Below are 21,680 nucleotides of genomic sequence, written 5' to 3'. Positions count from 1 at the left end.
CTTCGCGGGCTTGCTTGAGCCGGATGCATGGAAACGTGCACGTCCGGTTCTGAGGGGGCGGCGGCGCAGCAATGCGCCGTCGCTACCCGGCCCGAGCGTGCGCGGCGGCTGGCGGAGCGGCGTCACGCGGTGTGACGCTGCCAAGGTCAGCCCGGCACACGCTCGTTCCGATGTGAACCCGCCCGGCGGGGATGGTCGCTCAGTAGCGCTATTCAGTGTTGAGCGTGTGTGAGGTGTGTGGGGGGAGGGCGAGGATGGCCTCGAGGCCGCCTTCGAATAATTGGTCGTCGTTCCAACGTTCGGTGTCGAGGTGGCCCGAGGCGTTGAGGACGGGGTAGGTGAATGGGTCTGCAGTGATGTGGCGCCGGACGTTTGCCCTGGCATGAGGATCGGTTGTATGGAGGAAGGTCGCTTCAGTCAGTGCCGCGCCGATGACGTAGTTGGCGAGGAGGCGGGTGGTGACCGCTAGGCGTAGGTCCGCGAAGCCGCCACGTGTCAATGCGGCCTGTAAGTACTCGGTGCGGGCGAGGACGCGCGGTCCCAGCATCGGTCGGCCGATGAGGCCGGGTGCCCAGGGATGGCGCAGCATGGCGGCTCGCCAGCCGCGAACCACGTGCCGGACGTCGGTCTGCCAGTCCGGTCCGGGGGCGGGTAGCGGTACATCGCCGAAGATGTGATCGAGAGCGAGGTCGAGGACGTCGTCCTTGGTCCTTACGTGCCAGTACAGCGCGGTGGCGGTGACGTCGAGGCCTTCGGCCAGGCGCCGCATCGTGAGACCGGTGGTGCCGTGGCGGTCGAGCAGGGTGACCGCTACGTCGACGATGCGTTCCCGGCTCAGTGGCGAAGTCCGTGTCGGGCGTGCCTCGTCGCGCAACCAGATTGAAGCCGGTACCGACTCGTGGGGTTCTGCTGCCTGCACGGTCTGAGCCTAGCCGTACTCTCAGCATGATTTAACGTTGATAAGCTGCCTTTACGGCGTTAAGTTGACTGGGAGGAGGCGATGGCATGCCCAAGTTGCGCATCCACATCGAGTCCGATCGCACTACTGCTCGTCGAGTCGTTCAACTGCACCAAGCTGACAAGTTTCATCACGCCTCCCGTGAGGCCGCCCGTACGGAGGTCTGGCGACGTGGGTGGACCCCGTCAGGTGAGCCGGTCTTCGTGGGCATCACCAACGGCGACCCCGTCCAACTTCTCTACGAGGTGGAGGTCTATCCAGAAACGACACACTGACAGCTGAGCCGCGCACTGATCTGCCGCGTCGAGGGCGCTGGCGCTCTTGGTAGCGGTGACGCACCGTGAGTTATGACTGCCTCTTCTGTTTCTGATCAAGCTGTTGTTTCCTTCGACGAGCGTGTGCTGCACGCAGCGGTGGCCGCGTACCTGGGCCGGTACCGCGGGGAGTCCCGAGTACACACCGGCTCCGACCTCAAGGCGTTCCTGACCTGGTGCGCAGGTCAGGAACTGGCTCCGTTGAACCTGGGCCGCGCCGAGGTCGAACGCTACGTGCGCTGGCTGCAAGAGGTCCGCCGCCTCCAGCCCTCGACAGTCTCCCGGCGGCTGTCGGTCGTGGTCGGCTTCTACCGCGTCTGCGTCATCGACCAGATCCTCGCCCACTCGCCAGCCGACTACGTGCGCCGTCCGCCGATGCCGACTGACTCGCCCACCCTCGGACTCGGCCACCTGCAGTTCGAAGCCCTGCTGACAACCGCGCGTCTGTCAGCCAATCGGAACGACTTCGCGTTGATCGCGATGCTCGGCCTGCTCGGGCTGCGGATCTTCGAGGCCTGCGGCGCCAACATCGCCGACCTCGGCGAGGAACACGGCCACCGTGTCCTGAAGATCCGCGGCAAGGGTGACAAGACGGTACTGGTTCCGCTGCCGCCCGCAGTGGCCCGCGCGGTCGAGCACGCCGTCGAGGGCAGAGAGCAAGGCCCGATCTTGCGTAACCTGCACGGTCGGCGGATGGACCGGCACGCCGCGACCCGCAGGCTCCGACAGTTGTCCGTGACGGCCGGGATCCGGATGCCACGGATGCACCCGCACATGCTCAGACACACCTTCGTCACTACCATGCTGGATGCCGGCGTCAGCCTCCGCGACGTACAGATAGCCGCCCGACACGCCGACCCCAAGACCACCATGCGCTACGACCGAGCCCGCAAGAACCTCGACCGGCACCCCAACTACATCCTCGCCGCTTACATGGCCTCCGGCACCTGAACGCTGTGGCCTGCTCACTCCGAGATCTTCTCGATCAGCAGACCACGCGCGAACCTCGGCCGGTCTCCCGGTCTGCCCCATCACCAGCCGCACCTTCGACTGGAGCACTCGGACATGCCGATGGGCGGATGTCTACGATCCCCGCTGTGGACGTGGACGATTTCTGGACCTTCATCGAGTTATCGCGCCGAGCCGGCCCGCAGCCCGGTGACCGTGAGGCCTTTCTGGCCCACCGGCTCAGTCGGATCTCCCGCTCTGATCTGCTCGACTTCGTCCAGCACCTGTCCGGGACTCGGGAACCGGCCAACACGTATCGCCTTTGGCGAGCTGCAGACATCCTCATGGAGGGGGGCTGCAGCACCGACGGATTCCACTACTTCCAGATGTGGCTCGTCGGGCTCGGCCGCACGGCGTACGAGCGAGCGATCGCCGACCCCGACAGCCTTGCCACGGTACCGGCAGTTCAGAGGCTGGCGTCTCTCCCACGACCCTGGCAGGACGACGACCATCCCACGTGGGAGTCCCTGGAATACGTAGCCTGCGAGGTCGGCGACCAGCGGGCGGACATCGACGGGGACATCCGCGATGTCGTTACCGCAGAACGCGCCGTAACGCTACGCACAGATCCCGGCCCCAACGACGTCGACTGGGCCCGGTTGAGAACCGAAATGGTGGCCCTCCGTTATCCGCGCCTATGGGCGCTGTTCGGCGAGCACTGGACCGAATAGACCCCACCCGTCTCCGCACGCCGCCGCAACCCAAAGGCGTGGACGGTCTTGAGTAGCGCAGCGGGCCGCTGAGCAGTCACAGCGCCCTTATGGCCGGTCGCACGGTTCGCCCTACCCCCGGCCGTTTGGGCCTCTTCGAAGATCCAGCTCAGCGTATGTTCGGGCGAGTGCTCGACCGGCGGTTCCCAGATGACTGCTGTGCACGAGTCCGACGGCTGGCAATCGCATACTCTTCTGCCGCCGTCCGGGCGCCGGACTACCGGACTCGAACCGGCTCATGCCTGGTTTTGAGCGCGATTAGGGGCCCGTTCGGGCGGTAGTTTGGGTCCCAATTTCTGCTCGCGGATTTCGCTGAGCGTGGATTTGGGACCCGCCCTGCCCATGGGTAATTGGGGACCATTGACTCTCGTCAGTCCGCTACCTACGGTTTCGGCGGCGGCGGACGCGTCTCATGCCACCTTGATGACAGCCTTGCCCGAGATGTGACCGTTCTCGATGGCGGCGAGGGCGGCCGGAGCGTCGGCGAGTGGATGAATCGCAGTGATCGTGGGTGTGAGGACTCCGTCGAGGGCCAGCCGGGCGGCCCGTTCCAGATTCTCGCGGTCGAGGCGACGTTCGACGAAGCGCCCACCGATGTCGGAAACCGACATATCGCTCACGGCGATGACGTTGCGAGGATCTTTGGCCAGTGGGGCGATCGTCCGTAACGAGGCACCTCCGACCAGGTCGACGATCCCGTCGAAGCCCTCCGGAACCAGCTCGCGGGCCGCGGCGGCCACGTCCTCGGTAATGTAGTCGATGAACCGCACCCCGATGGCCTCGGCGGGCTCGCGCTTGGTGCTACTCCCGGTGCCGATCACTCGCAGCTCGCGCTGGACGGCCAGCCGGGCGACCAGGAGCCCCACCCCGCCCCCGACCCCGTTGACCATGACAGTGGCGCCGGTCGGGAGGCCGAGCTGGTCGAGCGCGTCCACCGCGGTCGTTCCGGCCACCGGCAACGTTGCCGCGACCGTCGCGGATAGGCCCACCGGGATGCGAGCGGTGTTCAGTGCGGACAGCACCGTCGTCTCGGCGTAGGTGCCGCCACCGGTGAGCGCGAAGCCGAAGACCGGGTCACCCACCGCGAGCCCGTCGACGCCCTCGCCGAGGGCGAGAACGGTTCCGGCTGCCTCCATTCCCAGAACCCGGGGAAACGGACGCCCGCTGTCGAGCCCGGGGATCAGAGCCGAGCGCAGAACGTGGTCCATCGGATTCACGCCGGCGACGTCGACCCGGATCAGCACCTCGCCGTGACCGGGGACCGGGTCGGGTCGATCAAAGAACTCCTGCACCTCAGGCCCGCCAAACCTGCCGAAACCCCACGCCTGTCCCATGTTCTGCCGCCTCCTGCATGAGCGGCCCGGTCGTTCCGGGCTCCATAGCCATGCTGACCGCTTACATCGGTGTGAAGGGCAACCGGCTGAGGCGCGAGTCACAACGTCGGGCCTGCGGTGTCACCCCGGGACCGGGGCCGAGGTCAGCTCCGCCCAGTACTTGCGGTTGATCCCGATCAGTACGTCGAGCGCATCCCGGGTCTGGAGCAGGTGCGCGATTTCGGCGTCGATCCGCTCGCGCTCGCGCGTCATCGTGACGAACGCCGACTCGGTGATCGCCGGGTCAGTCGGAGTATCCACACATGGCAGCACAGACGCGATCACCCGGCTGGACATGCCCGCGTCGAACAGCTGCCGGATCAGCGCCACGCGCTCGACGTCGGCATCGGAATAGTGCCGCTGCCCGGCATCGGAGCGCGCACTGGCCAGCAAGCCCTGATCCTCGTAGTACCGCAGGGAACGCGGACTCACGCCCGTGCGCTTGGACAACTCGCCGATCCGCATCCCTGAAAGCCTACGCTCGCATGATCGAGGGCTCAGCCACTGGCATGTCATGAACACCGGGTGGGGCCCGAACTCACGCCCATTGATCATGGTGAACGCTCAGTCCTTGAGTCCGAGAGAGGCACTTATCCGGGCCCCAAACCTACGACCAAAGCCACACGCCTCCGCGGACAGATGCCCGCATCGTTGGCAACATGACTAAACATTACGCACCCTTCCCATGTGCCTTTGCCCGGCGCGCGGCCGAAGGATAGCCCGATGCGGGGTGGCGGACGAGGTCTTACCGGCGCACTGTCATGCCGCTGAGATTGCGCGGCAACCCAGCTGCTCGGCACGAAGGATGGCGGGCATACTGCATCTGGACCGGTGGCAGAGCCGGGTTAATGCAGCGCTCAGAGTCGAAGGCCGGGCACGCACGGACGGCTCGAAGGCGCGTGGGGCCAACGGCGTACCGCGCCCCACCAGGGGTTCAAATCCCCTTCGGTCCGCGGCTTCCTCTTCTGCCGCCGAGCGCGCTCGGGGCACCCGATCCGGTCGACACGCTGCGTGCGCGCCGCACGGGGCGGCGGACGGGGCGCGACGGACGCGCGGTCATGCCGATGAGCGCGCATTCGATCATGACGATGACGTGGGGCCATGTTCGTTCACACGCGACGCGAAGGTTCAGCCGATTGGGCGTCCAGGAGGTCGTGCGGGGCATCGCGAGGTGACCACATTGCTGCTTCCCGAGCGGGGATAACCGAGATGGGGTCCACATTGCGGTTATCCCCGACCACCCGGCCTGTCGGCGGGGTGATATGCGGGTGTTACAGCCAAGGGCTGGGGCGCCAGCGGGTAGCGGCGGTCCGGGCTACGGCGGCCGGTACATCCTCCGGTGACGGGCCCTGGCAGAACCGGTCCCGGGCCGGAAGCCGGCCGCTGGTCAGGAACTCGGTGGTGATGGCATCGGTGCACGGGCCGGACCGGATGCCGTAGATGCCGTGGCCGCCGGCGTCAACGGTGATGAACGCGGCCCGGTCGCCGAGGGCGCGGCGTAGGCCGTAACCGTTGCGCCAGGATGTTGATGGGTCGCGTTGGTTCTGCAGGATCAGCACGTTGCGCGGCCCGCGGTCGGTCACCGTGACGGGTGGCTCGACCGGCCGGTGTGCCCAGAACGCGCACGGCCAGATGTTGGCGGGCCAGCCGGCCGTCGCCGGGTAGGCGCGGCGGTGGGCGGCGGTGTTGCGCGCATACTGGCCGGTGTCACGTGACCAGCTCACGTCACCGCAGACGATCGCGTACAGCACGGCGATGCTGTTGTCCGGTGCCGGCTCGGCAAGCTTGGTCGGTGTGACGGTCTCGGTGGTGGGCGGGTTGGCCGGGTCGGAGAACGCCTGCCAGAACGCCGCGAGGTCACCGAAGGCCCGGTCGTCCTCGATCGTCCTGAGGGTCAGCTGGCGGAAGACGTTGCCGTTGACGGTGATCTCGGGCAGTTCGACCGGCGTGCGGTCCAACTGTTCGGCGATCCGGTAGTAGGTGCGTTCGACCTCGCCCGACGTGACGCCGAGGTGGTATGTGTCGTCGCGGGCCGCGGCCCACCCGGTGAAGTCGGGTAACCGCAGCGCGAACGCCTCACCCTTGCTGCGCATGAAGTCGTACCACACCCGGGTCGGGTCGACCGCGCTGTCCAGCACGATCCGGTCGGCACGCCGCGGGAACAGCGAGATGTAGACCGCACCCAGGTACGTGCCGTAGGACAACCCGAGATAGGAAATCTTCGACTCACCGAGCGCGGCGCGGATGCGGTCCATGTCGCGTGCGGTGTTCGCGGTGGTGATGTGCGGCAGCAGGTCACCAGCGGTCGCGGCGCAGCTCTGCGCAGTGGCGCGGGCGTAGGCGATGTTCCGGTCGATCGTGCCGTCCGGTGCCGGGTACGGCAGGATCAGGTCGACCGGTGTGGTCTCCGGAGTGCCGCAGCTGATCGGTGTGCTACGCCCGACGCCCCGCGGATCGAACCCGATCAAGTCGTAGCGGTCGAGCACCTCGGCGGGCAGGGTCCCGGCCAGGTATCGCGCGAAATCGATCCCGCTGATGCCCGGGCCGCCCGGGTTGACCAGCATGATCCCCCGACGCTCGGCGGGGTCGGCCGCCTTGACCCGAGAGACGGCAATGGTGATCGTCTCGCTGCGCGAGTCCCGGTAGTCGCGCGGCACGGGCAGGTCGGCGCACTCCAGGCGGGAATCGGCGCTACCGACGCACGGCTGCCAACGCAATCCGGGCCCAGCCGGTTCGGCCGGAGCCTGTCCGGTGTTGGCCTGTCCGGCAGCAGCTGGCACGAGCGCCGCGAGGACGGCGGCGGCCACGGTCCATCGGACGCGGGAGAGCTTCGACATGGGTCAATCGTCGCAGCCCAATGTGCCGGGCGAGTCGTCCGCGCGCAGGAAATCCACGCTCCTCCTTCAGGAGGACGGCCTCATCGAGGGGTTGAGTTCCGTCACCACGCGGCATGACATCCGTCATGGTCTATGCGCGAGCGGCAAGCCGTTGCTGTCGAGGGCTGGTATGCGGCCCGCCGTTCCCATCGGCGTACAAAGGGCACGGTCGACGGGGTTCGGGTCGCGGTCCGGACATCCACCCGAAACCATGCGTCCTCATTTGCCGCGATCCGGTCGCTACGCAGCGTGACGAGCGTGGTGTGGCCGGCTCACGGACGGCCGATGACGGGCCACCCGATCATGGACTGTCGCAGCATTGCCGTCCTATTGACAGCAGACAAACTTGTATCCAAAACGATTTCGCCTGATACCACTCTTCCGCAGTCAGTAGGAGTATGGCTGCGACGTGCCCGTTGGGAACGAGGAGGCCTATGCTGACCGAATAAGCGACGTAGTTTCGATCACTCCGCCTTAGATCTTCCGGCGGAATGCGAGTGGGCACTGCTACTCATGAACGCTTGGAGGACTGCTACGAGCGTGCCGATTGCGCCACCTAGAAGTACGCCGGCTATTAAAAGCCGGTCGTCAGTTCGATTTTGGTCCGTCAGGCTGGCAGTGGTCCACCGAGTAGGAACGGTCTGGCCTTGACTGGGTCCACCGCGCCACGCAACGACACCGTTTATGGGTAATGTGGCTGGACTCGCAAAAACGATTTGCTCATCTTCCCGTAACAGTCCTGCAGTGGCGGTTGCCGTACATGACGTTGGCAAATACCACCTTCGGCCGGCCGCAGACAACCGCACGGGGTGAGGAACCTGTTTAACCAGTTGGTCTATTTCCCTTCTTTCCTTCCGAGCCTCCGGGTCGTCTGGCCATGGCCAGTCCTCGTCTCTCCAGTCAATGATTTGCCCTGTCGGGTCGATGTCGCGATCCATACCTTGACCGAGTCCGCGATTCGGAAACAATCTATTGAGGGCGATATCGCGCTCGTAGTAAATTCCTTCGGTTCTTCCCTGTCGTCCCAAAAGATGCCACGCCAGCTCGTGCGCAAGGGATCTTGAATCAACGGGTGCCGTTCCAACTGCTGGCAAACGGCCCGCGACACCATCTCTATGCTTGACGGCGAACGAGCTTTTCGCGAACCACGACAGCTCTGCGGAGCCGGATCCCTCTGCGGCGATTGTATACTCCTTCAAATCGAGATCGCGGTTTGGTCCAAAACTGAACGATTCGTTACCGGCAAGTTCCATGCCCGGTTCAGCAAGACGCAGGTTTGCGGTCGGGTAGGGCTGTGTTCCATTCATATCGGTTGGAGGAGCGTCGACCCACGAATCGCTGTCGCGGAAGTCGTCTGGCTTCTCGACCTGGGGCGTAAGGGATCCGTCAGTCAGAACGATCCAATTAACGTCTGGGGATTGCCTCTCGAAGAGGATTGCAGTTCGAACGACGGGCGAGGCGCGCCACGGATCCTCGATCTCCATGGCGAAAGTAACGGGGGCGCTAGTCCGATCGACCAATAGTAGTATTTTACCGTTGGACTCGGGGGGCGAGACGACTTCAGGCATGCGAGCCAACGCAAGTCCCCAAGATGCTGCTGCGACGCCACCAATGGCGAGTCCGATGGTGAGGATGCTCGAAATCGCTCGTCGGCTGAATCCACCTCCCCGCCGGTCTGGTGAAAGACTGCTATTGAGGCTTGATGAAGAAAACGCATCGACTTTCTCTGCCGTTACCTTGGGATATTGCCGAAACTTCGCAGCCTCCTCTCCAGCCTGCTCTTGCGCTGTGCGACGACCGAACCGGTAGCCGCCAATACCCCCGGCTCCGACGGAAACGATGACGGCGAGGATAAACGCTTTGCCCATGCAAGCACCGTACGGGCGGGGGTCATTGATCAGCAGTGGCCGATGAGTTCACTCTCATGCCGCGTCGAGGGCGTTGGCGGTCTTGGCGGCGGTGACGCACCGTGAGTTATGACTGCCTCTTCTGTTTCTGATCAAGCCGCCGCTCCCTTCGACGAGCGTCTGCTGCGCGCAGCGGTGGCCGCGTACCCGGGCCGGTACCCGCGGTGAGTCCCGGCTCCAGACCGGCTCCGACCTCAAGGTGTTCCTGACCTGGTGCGCAGGTCACGAGCTGAACCCGTTGAACTTGGGCCGGGCTGAGATCGAACGCCACGTGCGCTGACTGCAGGAGGTCCGCCGCTACCAGCCGTCGTCTGTCGCATCACCAGCAGGACAATCGCTGGAGCACTCGGACATGCCGAGAACAGTGCGTCCGATCATGCCCATCAGAGCGCAATTGATCATAACCACCAGCATAGACAAGTCCTTAGGTAACCGCCATAATCGCTTGCGTGAGGAAGCCTGGTGCCAGTAACTCGCCCGAGCCGAGCGACAAGAATGACAATTCGAAAACAGAAGCTCATTCCGAGTCTCGTGGCGTCCGGTTCACCGCTTGGACCGCCCTGGCTGGCGTGCTGATCACTTTGGTGGTAACAAATTTCGTGACCTATTTCATTGCCACAAACGGCATCAAGGCGCAGAGGCAAGATCACGCGACACAACGAAAGGAGCAGCTCGAAGACTCCCAACGGGAGGCTCGACGAGCCGCATACACAACCTTTTTGACCGCTGCGGGCGACGCCGCTAGATTCGAAAAAGATTTTTGGTGCGAAGCTGGTAAGCGAGTTAACACTCCAACCGGATCTGCGAGTACCGAATTCCGGAAGTGCGCTAATGTGTCAGACGGCTCGAAAATAGCGGCTAAATTGCGTGATGGGCTCGCTGGGGTTTCGCTGAACGGAAGCCAGCGGACGAGGGCTACTGCGATATATATGGTTAGCGCGATGAATTGGCTGGCAGAAGAAAGCAGTGTGGGCAAGTCGACCATCTTGGCGAGCACCTATGGAAGCCCGGTCGAAGTCGCCTTCAATATTCAAAGGGGCTACGATGAGCTATCACAAGAAATGTGCGAGGATCAGGCAATTGATCAAAATAGCTGTCGATCAATGAAATAGGTCGCCAGTCCTGACGTTATAGTTGCACATAAGTATGTCCGGCATCAGCACATGCACGTCCCTGAGGACGCGGTGGAGCCCAGTCGACTTCGAGTAGGGGTCAGGCGCTACGTCATTTGATCGTCCAAGATCCGGCGGGAGGCGACACTGCGGCGGACTCCCTTAAGTGATCCAAAGACGTTCGAGTTTGGTATCGCAGGTCCAAGATCGGCTGCACTCTTCTGCCGCAAATAATCGTCTCCGCCGACGACCAGTCATCATGGTGGCGACTCCAACCGTTCGCGATCGTGAGTGAGTTGAAGCCTCGTCGTTCCACTGTGCTGTGCCTGCCAACCGGCTTCGAGCGCCAGCTTGATCATCCTCGCGATCAAGGCCGGGGCGATCGGGTTGAGTTCGAAAACTTCGGCCGCTCGGCCGGCGGGTGCGCTAACAATCGGCCCGAAATTCAGCCACGGGTCGTCGAAGGCCACCATGACCTCCAACGTGCCGCCGCGCTCCGAAGCGCCGTGCCAGACCTTGACCCTGACACGGCCGGCATCCACCTGGCCGACGGTCCATTTGTAGGTGATGTCTTCGACGACAATTCTCCTGATGCGGGGCCGTGCCACGAGGGAAGAGTAGATGCCATCCGCGAAGGCCGGTAGCGAGACCAACCGCCACCTCGCAGGCTGGAGCCGAGATGCCGGCAGCGTGCCCGTTGATTGATCAGCGGTGCACTTACCTGCATGCGGGTAAGTGTCCAGGGATAGTTTCGTGGCTGTTTGAAGTGGTTTGAGCAGTGTGGTGCTGTCTCGCCGCGGGGGCTGGGCGAGTTTCGGTTGTGGACGGTGGGTTGTGTGTGGTCGTGGACTCCTCAGGGGTCGGATGTTGGTCGCTCGCGTTGCCGTGCGGGTGGTGGCGGGGTGGCAGCCAGACTTACCTATGGCCGTCGAACAGGTCGTTGTCCGCGACATGATGATTGATGGGGTGGCCCCCTCGCCGGGGGTACGGCCGCTCATTCTCTCTTGGCCGTCCGCGGTCATCGACGGTGATGTCGGTGGTGGCGCGGTCTGACAGTGCGTTGAGGGAGCTGGCCGCGATTGGTGCCCGTCATCGGTGGATGGTGGACTGGCCGGTCCTCGCCGGGTCGGTCCCGTGGTGGTTCAGCGGGCGATGGTCGTGGGTGAGGCCGGTTGAGCGACGATGGTGAACGCGTCGTCGCCGAGCCCGGTCAGGATGTGCGCGCTCTGCCTGACGATCCGGCGGGCTTGCGACAGGCAGGCCCGGTTCGCGTCGTAGCGCTCCTTGACTTGCGTGTAGTAGCCGTAGCCGGGCGCGCAGGCCCGGGCGGAGGTTTTCGCGGCTTCGAACAGCAGCCAGCGCAACACTTCCGGGCCTTGGCGCGACAGCCGGCCGGGGCTGCGTTTGCCGTCGCAGGAGTGCACGGTGATATCCAGGCCGACGAACCGGACCGCCTTGCGCGAGGACGAGAACCGGTCGGCACCGCCGAGCCAGGCGCACAAGGCGAGGGAGCTGAGCGGGCCGACGCCGTAGATGTCGTGCATCAACGCTCGGGCGCCCTTGACGCCGCGGGCGGTCGACAGCAGCCGGCGGCGGAGCCGGTCGAGGTGCTCGGCGAGCACGTCCATGACCGCGAGTGCGGTGTTGACCTGCGGCCGACCCACGATGGACAGCTGCTCGTCGACGATCGCCTTGAGCCGGGCCCGGTCGCCGCGGACGACCCCGGCCTGCCCTGGTGGCACGCCCGTAGTTTCCAGACCAAAAACAACGGTAAGAACTGAGGGTTGATCAAGCTCTGTCCTGAGCCCTAGCGTCCCGTCCCGTTTGGTGACGATCGATGCTCAGGCGGTGGGTTCGTGGCAACTCAGGATGTGTTCTCTGCGGAGGAACTGGCGCGGCTTCGGGGCTTCCCGGAGATCAACCGGGCCGAGCTGATCCGGTACTTCACGTTGACCGGTGCGGACGAGGCGTTCGTGCGTCAGTTCCGCACGGGCCGCAACGTGCTGGGTGTGGCGGTCCAGCTGTGCACGCTGCCGTGGCTCGGGTTCGTACCCGATGAGGTGGCGGAGGCGCCGGACGCCATGGTGGGCCGGTTGTCGCAGCGGCTCGGGATCGCGATGGGTGAGCTGCGAGGGTACGGCGAGCGGGAACAGACCCGCACGGATCATCTGCGCGAAGTGGCCGGCTACGCCGGCTGGCAAGCAATGGATACCGCCGAGTGGCAGGACCTGGACGAAGTTCCTGTTCGCCCGGGCGATGGAGCACGATTCGCCGAAGTTGTTGTTCCGGCTGGCCTGCGAGTACCTGCTGTCGTCGCGGGTGCTCCGGCCCGGGGTGATCCTGGTGCTGCGACGGGTGGCCGCGGCCCGGGCTCACGCGAGGACGGAGACCTGGTCGCGGGTACGGCACCTGCTCACCGACCGGCGGTGCGCCGAGCTGGACCTTCTGCTGGTCCCGGACGCCTATCTCGGCCGCACGCTCGCGCTTGGCAGTCAGGATGGCTGGACTTGGTCGAAGAGGGCGAGGGCTTCAGCGGGGTCTGCACTCACGAGGCGTTCCAGACCGGCAGCCGTGGTCTTCGCCCACCTGCCGGCCCGTGGCCACATCTGTTTCTCGAAGGCGCGGACGGCCTCGTCCAGATCGGCAGGGCCGGCGGCGACGGACTCGGCGAGTTCGGCGCCTTCCAGCATCGCAAGGTTGGCGCCCACCCCCAATGGGGGCATCAGATGGGCGGCGTCGCCCAGGAGCGTCACCCCGACGACGTGGGTCCAGGTGTGGGTCACGGGCAGGACGTAGAAGGGGCGGTGGACGAAAGCGGTGCCGTGGCGGAGGAGGTCGAGGACGGGAGCGGCCCAGCCGGGGAACAGAGCCAGAAGGCTCGATCGCACGGCCTCGACGTCGGCCAGGTCCAGTTCCGCGTGCCAATCCAGCGGCGCGCGAAACTTGGCGTACACCTTGACGTGACCGCCGCTGTTGCGCTGGGCGACGAGAGATCGGTTCACGCCGTACACGGCCACGGAACCGTCGCCGATCAACCGGGCAAGGTCTGGGTGGCGGGTGTCGACGTCGTCGAGGGAGGTCTCGAGCGAGGTGACGCCGGTGTAGCGCGGCGTCACCGGCGAGACTGCCGGGCGGATCCGGGACCAGGCGCCGTCCGCGCCGACCACCAGGTCGAACGTCTCCTGTCGTCCGCCCGCGAAATGGACCAGCACGCCATCCCGGGTCCCCGGCACCACCTGCGTCACGCCCCGGCCCCACTGGACGTCGAGAGGACCGAGCAGCAGGTCACGCAGTTGCCCGCGGTCGATCTCGGGATTGGCCCGCTCATCTGGACCGGGTCGCCAGTCACGCAGGACGGTCCCGTCCGCGTCCAGGATGCGCATCGCTTGCCCCTCGGGACGAGACAGCGCCTGGAACTCCGCCAGCAGCCCCGCCTTGTCCAGCGCGAGCTGACCCAGCCCTTCGTGCAGGTCCAGCGTGCCGCCGGGGGGACGGGCGTCAGGGCCGGGATCGCGCTCAAGCACGGTGACGGGGTAGCCGTGGCGGTGCAGGACACGGGCGCAGGTAAGCCCTGCGGGGCCGCCCCCGACCACAGCGATACGATGTCTCATGGCAATACACTGTATTTCCCCCTACGATGCATCGCAACACCACGGAGTGACCATGACTGTGTGGGACCGGCCTGACCCGCCCCATCCTCCCGTGCCGCTCGACCGGGAGCGGGTCATCGCCGCCGCCATCGCCCTGGCCGACGAGGGCGGGCTGGAGGCGGTGTCGGTGCGCAAGGTCGCCGCCCGGCTGAACGCCGGCCCGATGCGGCTGTACGGATTCATCTCCACCAAGGACGAGCTGTTTGACCTCATGGTGGACGAGGTCCACGCCGAAATTCTCCCCGAGGAGCAGCCCGGTGACTGGCGGGAGGCGCTGCGCATCCTCGCCCACCGCACCAGGCAGGCCGTTCTCCGTCACGAATGGCTGGCCGACCTGCTCGGCGGTCGCCCGACCCTGGGCCCGAACGGCCTCGCCGTGACCGAGGCCAAACTGGCCGCCCTCGACGGCCTCGCCGACATCGACACCGTCAAGCGCGCCGTGGAAACTGTCAGCGCCTACGTCACAGGCGCGATCAGGCGTGAGATCGCGAACCTGCGGGCCGAGCGCACCACAGGCCTGTCCAAGCGCGACTGGCAGCGCGCCCACGGCCCGCATGTGACGAGAATGTTGGCCACAGGCCGCTTCCCGGCGCTAGCCAAGGCCGTGCACGACGGCACGGACGTGGACGCCGAGGCATCCTTCTCGACCGGTCTGGACTGGGTCCTCGACGCCGTGGCTGCCAAACTCACCCGACCGCCGGCGTGACGCTCAACTCTTGCCGAACGTGCGCGAGGTCGGGGTCCGTGTCCGCAGGCCCCGAAGTGACCACCCCGGTCGCCGTCGCGCTGACGGCTCAGGTGGCGTTCAGGAGAGCCTGGGCCTGAACCCAAAGAATGCCGATGGCCCACCGCGAGGGTGCAGTGGGCCATCGATGCGGAGGCGAGCCGGCGACCGGGGTCGCTCCCCCACCTCCCCCGACCCGCCGGTCGGCGCCGCCGACATCACCACCGCGATGAGCCTCACGGCGGCGATCGCGATCGCCGCCACAAGCCGAAGTCGTCGAACGCATCTTCGATCAATAGGGCTACTCAGAATCACCGCGACCGGGGCGTCGGCGATCGTTCTCCGTGAACCTCGGCCTTGTTGGTCTCGGAGATGGGCGTGGTATGCCTGGTGACAACGGGCAGCGGGAAGTGCTTGTCGATGAACTCAATGAGCTTGAGCGGTGAGCCGCCGAAGTAGTCGCGAACGCGCCGCTGGATGGCGCGCACGTCGTGGCCGGGCAGAAAGTCGCGGTCGGTGAGCTCGCCACAGCCGCATGCGCACGGCCGCTCCAGGTACGGCTGCTCTTCGGGCAAACTGCAGTAGCCGACGGGGTTCTGTGAGCCGTTAACCACCGGGTCAGGTTGGCCGAGGTAGGCGTCCCGGACCGGGTGCCCTGCAGCCAGCAGCGAACCTTCAAGGGCGATGCGGGCGCCGTTCGGGGTGTTGTGCTCGGTATAGCCGGTGATCTCAGCGACGGCCCGCACCAGGCCTTGACCGACGATCAGTGCGAATCGCTGCCGGGCGACCTTTTCCTTATCCATCTTCCACACGCCCCTGCCGGCTTCCCACGCTTCGTCCTCCGTCATGCGGGGGAAGTACCCGATGATGCTTCGGCCGAGCGGGTCGCCTTCAATAGTGTCGTAGCTACCAAGCTTGAACCGTGCAGCCATTGTGAACCACCTTCCTTGCTGACCCGGCGCGCCTCTCTATTAGTAGAACATTCAGTAATGGGTATCAGAAGATGATGCACGTACCTTCTTCATCGGCCCAGCAAAGATGGCGTTGTGAGCGCGCTCGCCGAGCTGCAGCGCGAGCTGACCCTGGCCAACACCCGCAGCGGCCTGACCGCCGCCCGTGCCCGCGGCCGGGTCGGCGGCCGCCGACCGAAGCTCAGCCCGGAGCAAGCCGCACTGGCCCAGCAGCAGTACGACGAGGCCCGGCTGCGGGCGCTGTTCGACCGCGTCGGCACCTGGCCGGGCCGCACCACCGACTGACCTCTCGGGCGGTTCCCCCCGGTCAGGAGACCTCCCCCTTCCCGAGGGTGGCGTACAGGGTGGGTGGTGCCGCTTCCGGAGCGCAGCGCGTCGACCGACCTTCGGGCGAGTTCGTCGGCGCGGGCCTGGGCGAGCTGAGCAGCCACGATCATCGCCGCGGCGGCGGCGTCAGCGGCGGCGGCCCGCTCGGCTTGGCGGCCCAGGGGGTGGAGGGCAGATAAGGCGGTGCCCCACCTCCGGGCCGGGCATCGGTTCTGAAGAGGTGGGGCACCACTTTTTCGGGGACGGGTCAGGCCTGATCGAACTCGCGGCTTCTTGGCACCGTTGAGGAACGCGGCCCACTCGGGTACGCAATAGTCGACGGGGTTGCTGAACCGACGAGTTCGTCGTCCGCTCGAGCTGTTGCCGCTGGGCCAGCGGCTTCTGGGTTCTGTGAGGCTCCGACCCAAACTTGATTCATCCTCATCCTGCGTGACATGATCGCCGCCGATGTGATGATCCTTCATTCTCAGTGAAGTCGGAGGTGTGGGGTTGGGCCTGGCCGTGGTGCGCGACCTACGCGAGCTCCGGGCTCCCGCCACCGCTGACGAGCTCGCGGCGTTCGAGACCGACGTGCTGGCCGGGTTCGTGCTGGCTCGCGCGTCGGCCGGGCTCATGGACAGCACGATCCGTAATGACACCGGCCACCTGGAACTGATCCGGGACTGGTACGGTCGGCCGCTTTGGGAGATGCAGCCGGCGGACGCGGACACCTACTTCGGCAAGCTGCTGCGAGATGCGAAGCCGTCGACGCGGACCGGCCGGGCCGCTGCGCTCACGGTCTACTTCGACTTCTTGGAGTTGCGGCACAAGGTCGAGATCTACAACCTGACCGGCCGCGTGGTCGAGTGCCCGCTCGACGAGATGAACCGGCCGCGGGCCTCGGTCGAACCGCAGTTGCGGGTCCCGCCAACGGAAGCCGAGATCGAGCGGCTGTTCGCCGGGTGGCGGGAGGAGCTGGCCACCTGCCGCAAGTTCGCACCGGCGGCCCGCAACTATGCGGTCGCCCGGCTGGCTGCGAATGTCGGCCTGCGGATCAACGAAGCGCGGATGCTCGACCTCGACGACGTGCGCTGGGAGCTGGGCCGGTTCGGCAAGCTGAACGTTCGCCACGGCAAAGGATCCCGCCGTCGCGGGCCGAAACCGCGCCTGGTGCCGCTGATCAACGGCGCCGAACGGAATCTGCGTTGGTTCATCGAGGACGTCTGGGGCCAGTTCGACGCCGACCCCACCCGGCCAGGTGCCCCGCTGTTTCCGTCGGAGCGTAAGTGCCAGGACGGATCCGGTGGGCGGGCCACCGCAGACGTGTTCCGCCGCTCCCTGGCGGCCGCGGCGGAGGCGCACCTTCCGGCATGGGCTGGAAAGCTCACGCCGCACGTGCTCCGGCACTTCTGTGCCTCGCAGTTGTACCTGTCGGGCATGAGCCTGTTCGCCATCCAGGAGCTACTTGGTCACTCCTGGACCGGAACCACAGCCCGGTACATCCACGTCCACGCCACTCACGTCGAGGACGCCTGGGTCAGTGGGAAGCAACGCGTCGCCGAGCGATGGAAGGGATTGGCCCGATGAAGTGGAACCTGCGCCTGGCCGCCGCCAACCGCGGCATCTGGAAGGCCAGTGAGCTGCAGCGTCAGCTTGCCGAACGCGGTATGACGATCAGCGCCGGGAAGATGTCAGGCCTGTGGTCCGGCCAGCCCAACGCCATCAAGCTCGACGAGCTGGAGATCATCTGCGCTGTGCTGGACTGCGAGGTCGGCGAGCTGCTGCTGCGCGAACCGCAGACGGTGCCGCAGCCTGCCGCAACCGGGGAGGAGCAGCAGGTTGCCGTGGGCGAGGTCCGGGCGGTCAAGCCCCGCCCGCGGACCGGGCGGTCGTTGCCGCCGCGGTGACCTGCCTGCACTGCGGCACGCCGATCCCGCCAGGCAGTCGCCGCGATCGGCGCTACTGCGGCCGCAACTGCAGCGCGCTGGCCTCCTACTACCGGCGCAAAGCCGGGATCGGGCCGTCGCCACGCTGGCAGCACCCCGCGCTGGATTCGGACGACCTGCTCCTGCGGACCGCGGCCGAGCACGCCCGGCGACTCGGGCAGGCACACGGCTGGTCGCCCTCCACCATCCGCTGCGCCATCGACGGCCTCACGGCCCTGCTGAGCGACCTGCCTGCAGGCGGCCTGGTTCAGTCCAGCCAGGTCCGCGCACGGATACCCCGGAAAGCACCCATCCGGCGAGTCATCGAGGTGCTGGCCGACCTGGACCTGCTCGACGACGACACCACCCCGGCCATCCGAGCCTGGATCGACCGCAGCACCGAACAGCTCCCTGCAGGCTTTGCCGACGCGGTCCGCGCCTGGCTGCTCACGCTGCTCGACGGGGAACGCCGGGCACAGCCTCGTTCGCCGAGCAGCCTCTACGTCTACTTCTCGGTCGTCAGGCCGGCCATCGAACGGTGGGCCGCCAACCGTGGCCATCTGCGGGAAATCACGCCGGCCGACGTCGCAGCCGTGCTCAAGCTGCTCCGCGGGTACCAGCACAACAGCACGGTAGCCGCGCTACGGTCCCTGTTCCGGGTTCGCCAAGAGGCACGGCCTCGTCTTCGCCAACCCGGCCACACGTCTCAAAGCCGGGCGTGTCGAGCTCTCTCTGATTCCCTTGACGGACAACGAGATTCGCTCCATCGAGGTAGCCGCCACGAACCCGGCGCAACGGCTGATCGTCGCCCTGGCCGCGGTCCATGCCGCCCGCGCCGGGTCGATCCGGCTGCTCACCCTTGACGACCTCGACCTGCCCAACCACCGCATCACCCTTGCCGGCCACACCGGGCGACTCGGCGACATCGCCCTGCATGCACTGCGGGCCTGGCTGAAGCACCGCAAGACCACGTGGCCGCACAGCCCGAACCGGCACGTGCTGGTTTCCGAAAGAACCGCCATCGCGAAGACCCCGGTCAGCCAGGTCCACCTGCAGCGGCAGATGCGCAGTATCGGAGTCACCATCGACCGCATCCGGCAGGACCGCATCCTGCACGAGGCACTGACCGCCGGCGCGGATCCGCTACACCTGTCGCTGATGTTCAACCTGTCCGTATCGAGAGCCAGCAAATACGCCGAGATCGCCCAGCACCTGCTCGACGACGAGCAAACCGACGGCTGATTGCGGCAGTCTTTACAGACCGGCGACCCGAGGTGGGCTGCCCAGCATCATCCATCTCTCCCTCGCCGCGGTCGTGTCGGCGTACGCCTTGTACTGGCTCCGGCAAGATTTCGTAGCCGGAGATCGTCAGGGTGTCCTGCGCCGGTGACCGGCTCAGGCTTCCTTATTGTCGACCCAGCGGCAGAACGGGTCCGCGGTGTCCTCGTCGCCCATCTCGGCGGGCTCCGACACGATCTCCAGCCCGGTCGCTGGGGCGGTGACACCGAAGGTGCGGTGCAGCCAGTCCCGGTAGGGGGCATTGACGATCTCGTGGTCGGCGTCCCACGGCTCGGGCGGCGCGCCGAACTCCTCGTTCCAGCAAATCTCCCGGTAACCGATCGCTAGCAGCCGCAGAAAGTCGACCGCATCGTCGGCGAGCACACACGTCATCATCGAACCGCTGCCCGAACCGAGATGAACGATCCTGACCCGTCCCTCACCGTCGCGCCACAGCGCGGCCATCGAACCTTCGCCGCCGGTCTGCGCGAACGGCCACAACCGTGCGGCCGGATCTGGGATCGACTCGTCGAACCAGGACCGTGCGTACGAGAGGGTCTGCTCGGCGGTGTAGCCACGCAGCTCGATCGAGGTGCCCGCCCAGCCGTTGTCGCTCAACGAGCCGTACAGATCACCGTCGTGCCCTTTCACCACGAAACCCTGCTCGTCGACCCAGGCGAAGAGCAGGCGCAGCGGCTCCGGCAGGTCGAATCCGTCCGGCACCCGGGCCAGCGTCGTCTTGAGGAAGTCACCCACGTTCGGCAGCGTACGAGATCACCTCGCCCGGGTGCGGGCATGGACGACTTCCACAGGGGGAACTGAGATCCGTTATCGTGAACCCGACGGTTTCCGGAGCCTCAGCCGCGTTCGGGCCGTGGGTTCGTTCTGATGAGCCTTCACTCTCACTGAACTCACGGCGGACGTGCCGGTAAGAAGCGTGTCACCAGCCGCAAACGGCGATGATCACATCTGCTCGACGTAGCCGGCGGCGATGTCCTCGGGCGGGTTGGTGTAGCGGTGGATGTAGCGCTGGGATTGGTGACCGAGGCGGCGTTCGAGTTCGTAGGCGTCGCTGCCGGTGGCCGCGGCGAGCGCGAAGGCGAACGAGTGTCGCAGGTCATGGGGCCGCAGCGGGCTGATGTGGCGGGCCGGGTCGCCGTATTCGGCGTCGTGCCAGCGGCCAATCTGCTCGCAGATCAGGTTGATCGAACGTGGGGAGAGTCGGCCGTCGGGGCGGCGGGAGCCGATCGAGGCGGCGGACAGGAACAGTGCGGCCGCGGCCGGCCCAGCGTCGGCCGGGCGTTCGTGTTCGAGGTAATCGGCCAGGGCCGTGCGGCCGTCGGCGCCGAGGAACACGGTGCGGCGGGTGCCGCCCTTGCCGCGGACGCCACTGATCTTCGCCTTCTTCGCCGTGCGCAGCGCCGCCGGGTTGTTCGGGGTGACCTGGTCCAGGTCGAGGTTGACCAGCTCTTCGCGGCGCAAGCCGGTGCCGAGCAGGACGTGCACGATCGCCCGGTCGCGCAGCGGCCGGGCGTGGCCGTGCAGCTCGCCGGCGGCGCCGCGGCGGCGGCCCTTGTGCTGGTGGAAGCGCGGGAGCCGGTCGAGCACGTTCTTCAGGGTGCGGATCTGCCCGGGAGGCAAGGCGCGCGGTTCGAGTGGCGGCAGCGGCAGGTCGCCGACCTTGGCGCACGGGTTGCCGTGCGGCAGGGCGGCCGGGTCGTGGGTGCACACCCAGGTGGTGAACCCGGACAGCGAGGCGAGGTGGGTGTTGACCGTCGCTGGCGCCAGGCCGAGCCCTCCTGTGTCCCGGCCGGTCGTGAGGTGGGTGCGCCAGGCAACGACTTCGCGTTGGACGACGGCGGAGAGCCGGTCGTGGCCGTGCGCGGCGTGGAAGTGGTCGCGGAACCGGGCCAGGTGCAGGGCGATCTTGTCGGTGACCTCAGCGGAGCGGACCCCGCGGACGGCGGCGTCGAGGTAGCGGCCGGCCCATGCCTCGATCGCGTCAGGGGCGGTGAGACCATCGACCGGGAGTGGCGCAACCTTTCGTGAAGGCAATCTGCGCCGATCCGGCCGGGAGCTGATGTCGATCACCTGCGCGGTCATGCCGCCAGCGTAGCGATTGCCTTCACAGAAGGGACCTTTCCTGAAGGGAACTCGATATCCCGGCTGTGCCGTTGGAGCTGGTGGCGAGGGTGCTGAGGCGCACCCGGGTCTGGTCGGCCTCGGGCAAGCCGAGATCGGTCCAGAGGACCAGGGCGTGCTGGTAGTGCTCGCGTGCGAGGTCGAGGTTGCCGAGAGCGTGGTGGGCGTGGCCGAGGCCGGTGAGAGCGCGAGCTTGCTGGTCGCGGCTGGCGATGGTGTGGGCGTCGGTGTGGTGGGTAAGGGCGTCGGCGGTGCGGCCGGCAGGGTGCGGCCGACAGGGTGCGGCCGACAGGGTGCGGCCGACAGGGTGCGGCCGACAGGGTGCGGCCGACAGCGTGGGCGGCCTCGCCGAGGCCATTGAGTGCCCACGGTTCGTACCCTCGGAAGCCGGTCTCACGGAAGCCAGTCAGGGCCCGTTGGTGGTAT

General features: G+C 66.5%; 19 protein-coding genes, 1 tRNA gene and 2 pseudogenes. 10 read left to right on the top strand and 12 right to left on the bottom strand.

The window, feature by feature from the left end; translation table 11 throughout:
• Window positions 1-208: 208 nt before the first annotated feature.
• Window positions 209-919, bottom strand: coding sequence for a TetR/AcrR family transcriptional regulator C-terminal domain-containing protein (locus AB0O15_RS46980; protein WP_364334402.1), 711 nt, complete (start codon window positions 917-919; stop codon window positions 209-211).
• A 437-nt stretch (window positions 920-1,356) separates the two neighbouring features.
• Between AB0O15_RS46980 and AB0O15_RS46975 the strand changes: the two genes are divergently transcribed.
• Both AB0O15_RS46975 and AB0O15_RS46970 read left to right on the top strand, forming a co-directional pair.
• Window positions 1,357-2,223, top strand: coding sequence for a tyrosine-type recombinase/integrase (locus AB0O15_RS46975; protein WP_364334399.1), 867 nt, complete (start codon window positions 1,357-1,359; stop codon window positions 2,221-2,223).
• A 146-nt stretch (window positions 2,224-2,369) separates the two neighbouring features.
• The gene (locus AB0O15_RS46970) at window positions 2,370-2,951 is read left to right on the top strand and encodes a DUF4240 domain-containing protein (RefSeq protein WP_364334397.1); all 582 of its coding nucleotides are present in this window, start codon (window positions 2,370-2,372) and stop codon (window positions 2,949-2,951) included.
• Window positions 2,952-3,400: 449 nt separating this feature from the next.
• Here the strand turns inward: AB0O15_RS46970 and AB0O15_RS46965 are convergent, their stop codons facing one another.
• Window positions 3,401-4,282 carry a zinc-binding dehydrogenase gene (locus AB0O15_RS46965; protein WP_364334394.1) on the bottom strand — a complete coding sequence of 294 codons (882 nt, stop codon included), beginning with the start codon at window positions 4,280-4,282 and terminating at the stop codon, window positions 3,401-3,403.
• 162 nt (window positions 4,283-4,444) lie between these two features.
• Window positions 4,445-4,828 (bottom strand): MerR family transcriptional regulator, encoded by a 384-nt coding sequence (locus AB0O15_RS46960; RefSeq protein ID WP_364334391.1) that lies wholly within the window; start codon window positions 4,826-4,828, stop codon window positions 4,445-4,447.
• A 360-nt stretch (window positions 4,829-5,188) separates the two neighbouring features.
• Between AB0O15_RS46960 and AB0O15_RS46955 the strand changes: the two genes are divergently transcribed.
• Window positions 5,189-5,316: transfer RNA gene (locus tag AB0O15_RS46955), tRNA-OTHER, on the top strand.
• 318 nt (window positions 5,317-5,634) lie between these two features.
• Here AB0O15_RS46955 and AB0O15_RS46950 read toward each other — a convergent pair.
• Both AB0O15_RS46950 and AB0O15_RS46945 read right to left on the bottom strand, forming a co-directional pair.
• Window positions 5,635-7,200 carry an alpha/beta hydrolase gene (locus tag AB0O15_RS46950; RefSeq protein WP_364334388.1) on the bottom strand — a complete coding sequence of 522 codons (1,566 nt, stop codon included), beginning with the start codon at window positions 7,198-7,200 and terminating at the stop codon, window positions 5,635-5,637.
• Between the two features lie 503 nt (window positions 7,201-7,703).
• Complete coding sequence (locus AB0O15_RS46945) at window positions 7,704-9,107, bottom strand: hypothetical protein (protein WP_364334385.1); 1,404 nt, start codon at window positions 9,105-9,107, stop codon at window positions 7,704-7,706.
• Between the two features lie 488 nt (window positions 9,108-9,595).
• On the opposite strand from AB0O15_RS46945, the gene AB0O15_RS46940 reads away from it, so the two are divergent.
• Window positions 9,596-10,258 (top strand): hypothetical protein, encoded by a 663-nt coding sequence (locus tag AB0O15_RS46940; protein WP_364334382.1) that lies wholly within the window; start codon window positions 9,596-9,598, stop codon window positions 10,256-10,258.
• Window positions 10,259-10,515: 257 nt separating this feature from the next.
• Here the strand turns inward: AB0O15_RS46940 and AB0O15_RS46935 are convergent, their stop codons facing one another.
• Together AB0O15_RS46935 and AB0O15_RS46930 are read right to left on the bottom strand one after the other, a co-directional pair.
• Window positions 10,516-10,866 (bottom strand): hypothetical protein, encoded by a 351-nt coding sequence (locus AB0O15_RS46935; protein ID WP_364334379.1) that lies wholly within the window; start codon window positions 10,864-10,866, stop codon window positions 10,516-10,518.
• A gap of 534 nt (window positions 10,867-11,400) precedes the next feature.
• Window positions 11,401-12,000: an IS110 family transposase gene (locus tag AB0O15_RS46930; RefSeq protein WP_364334376.1), complete on the bottom strand. Its 600-nt coding sequence runs from the start codon at window positions 11,998-12,000 to the stop codon at window positions 11,401-11,403.
• A gap of 114 nt (window positions 12,001-12,114) precedes the next feature.
• Here AB0O15_RS46930 and AB0O15_RS46925 point away from each other — a divergent pair.
• Window positions 12,115-12,736: pseudogene (locus AB0O15_RS46925) on the top strand (DUF4158 domain-containing protein); the annotation flags it as partial.
• 14 nt (window positions 12,737-12,750) lie between these two features.
• On the opposite strand, the gene AB0O15_RS46920 reads toward AB0O15_RS46925, so the two are convergent.
• Window positions 12,751-13,869, bottom strand: a complete 1,119-nt coding sequence (locus AB0O15_RS46920) for an NAD(P)/FAD-dependent oxidoreductase (protein ID WP_364334373.1) — start codon at window positions 13,867-13,869, stop codon at window positions 12,751-12,753.
• A 52-nt stretch (window positions 13,870-13,921) separates the two neighbouring features.
• On the opposite strand from AB0O15_RS46920, the gene AB0O15_RS46915 reads away from it, so the two are divergent.
• Entirely contained in the window at window positions 13,922-14,614 is a 693-nt protein-coding gene (locus AB0O15_RS46915; RefSeq protein ID WP_364334370.1) for a TetR/AcrR family transcriptional regulator C-terminal domain-containing protein, read from the top strand.
• Between the two features lie 329 nt (window positions 14,615-14,943).
• Here AB0O15_RS46915 and AB0O15_RS46910 read toward each other — a convergent pair whose 3' ends face one another.
• Window positions 14,944-15,564 carry a hypothetical protein gene (locus tag AB0O15_RS46910; protein WP_364334367.1) on the bottom strand — a complete coding sequence of 207 codons (621 nt, stop codon included), beginning with the start codon at window positions 15,562-15,564 and terminating at the stop codon, window positions 14,944-14,946.
• A gap of 111 nt (window positions 15,565-15,675) precedes the next feature.
• On the opposite strand from AB0O15_RS46910, the pseudogene AB0O15_RS46905 reads away from it, so the two are divergent.
• The 4 genes and pseudogenes from AB0O15_RS46905 to AB0O15_RS46890 all read left to right on the top strand — a co-directional run.
• A pseudogene (locus AB0O15_RS46905) lies at window positions 15,676-15,789 on the top strand (DNA-invertase); the annotation flags it as partial.
• A gap of 624 nt (window positions 15,790-16,413) precedes the next feature.
• On the top strand, window positions 16,414-17,496 hold the full coding sequence (locus AB0O15_RS46900) for a site-specific integrase (RefSeq protein ID WP_364334365.1): 1,083 nt from the start codon (window positions 16,414-16,416) through the stop codon (window positions 17,494-17,496).
• Window positions 17,493-17,816, top strand: a complete 324-nt coding sequence (locus AB0O15_RS46895) for a helix-turn-helix transcriptional regulator (RefSeq protein WP_364334362.1) — start codon at window positions 17,493-17,495, stop codon at window positions 17,814-17,816. Before AB0O15_RS46900 ends, AB0O15_RS46895 begins: the two co-directional genes overlap by 4 nt.
• Window positions 17,817-18,575: 759 nt before the next feature.
• Window positions 18,576-19,076 (top strand): hypothetical protein, encoded by a 501-nt coding sequence (locus AB0O15_RS46890; RefSeq protein WP_364334359.1) that lies wholly within the window; start codon window positions 18,576-18,578, stop codon window positions 19,074-19,076.
• Window positions 19,077-19,229: 153 nt separating this feature from the next.
• On the opposite strand, the gene AB0O15_RS46885 is transcribed toward AB0O15_RS46890, so the two are convergent.
• From AB0O15_RS46885 to AB0O15_RS46875, 3 genes are all read right to left on the bottom strand, one after another.
• Window positions 19,230-19,868: a hypothetical protein gene (locus AB0O15_RS46885; RefSeq protein WP_364334356.1), complete on the bottom strand. Its 639-nt coding sequence runs from the start codon at window positions 19,866-19,868 to the stop codon at window positions 19,230-19,232.
• Between the two features lie 207 nt (window positions 19,869-20,075).
• Window positions 20,076-21,215 carry a site-specific integrase gene (locus tag AB0O15_RS46880; RefSeq protein ID WP_364334353.1) on the bottom strand — a complete coding sequence of 380 codons (1,140 nt, stop codon included), beginning with the start codon at window positions 21,213-21,215 and terminating at the stop codon, window positions 20,076-20,078.
• Window positions 21,216-21,237: 22 nt separating this feature from the next.
• Window positions 21,238-21,612 (bottom strand): tetratricopeptide repeat protein, encoded by a 375-nt coding sequence (locus AB0O15_RS46875; protein WP_364334350.1) that lies wholly within the window; start codon window positions 21,610-21,612, stop codon window positions 21,238-21,240.
• Between the last annotated feature and the right edge of the window lie 68 nt (window positions 21,613-21,680).

This window comes from Actinoplanes sp. NPDC089786 (assembly GCF_040684855.1).
In the GTDB taxonomy this organism is placed as follows: domain Bacteria; phylum Actinomycetota; class Actinomycetes; order Mycobacteriales; family Micromonosporaceae; genus Actinoplanes.
This window is presented reverse-complemented; position numbering and strand designations above follow the sequence as displayed.

What these genes read in the sequence shown, in the direction of transcription:
- AB0O15_RS46960 (WP_364334391.1), bottom strand. Translation starts at nt 4,828, where the DNA reads ATGCGGATCGGCGAGTTGTCCAAGCGCACGGGCGTGAGTCCGCGTTCC.
- AB0O15_RS46950 (WP_364334388.1), bottom strand. Translation starts at nt 7,200, where the DNA reads ATGTCGAAGCTCTCCCGCGTCCGATGGACCGTGGCCGCCGCCGTCCTC.
- AB0O15_RS46945 (WP_364334385.1), bottom strand. Translation starts at nt 9,107, where the DNA reads ATGGGCAAAGCGTTTATCCTCGCCGTCATCGTTTCCGTCGGAGCCGGG.
- AB0O15_RS46920 (WP_364334373.1), bottom strand. Translation starts at nt 13,869, where the DNA reads ATGAGACATCGTATCGCTGTGGTCGGGGGCGGCCCCGCAGGGCTTACC.
- AB0O15_RS46915 (WP_364334370.1), top strand. Translation starts at nt 13,922, where the DNA reads ATGACTGTGTGGGACCGGCCTGACCCGCCCCATCCTCCCGTGCCGCTC.
- AB0O15_RS46910 (WP_364334367.1), bottom strand. Translation starts at nt 15,564, where the DNA reads ATGGCTGCACGGTTCAAGCTTGGTAGCTACGACACTATTGAAGGCGAC.
- AB0O15_RS46895 (WP_364334362.1), top strand. Translation starts at nt 17,493, where the DNA reads ATGAAGTGGAACCTGCGCCTGGCCGCCGCCAACCGCGGCATCTGGAAG.
- AB0O15_RS46880 (WP_364334353.1), bottom strand. Translation starts at nt 21,215, where the DNA reads ATGACCGCGCAGGTGATCGACATCAGCTCCCGGCCGGATCGGCGCAGA.
- AB0O15_RS46875 (WP_364334350.1), bottom strand. Translation starts at nt 21,612, where the DNA reads ATGGCCTCGGCGAGGCCGCCCACGCTGTCGGCCGCACCCTGTCGGCCG.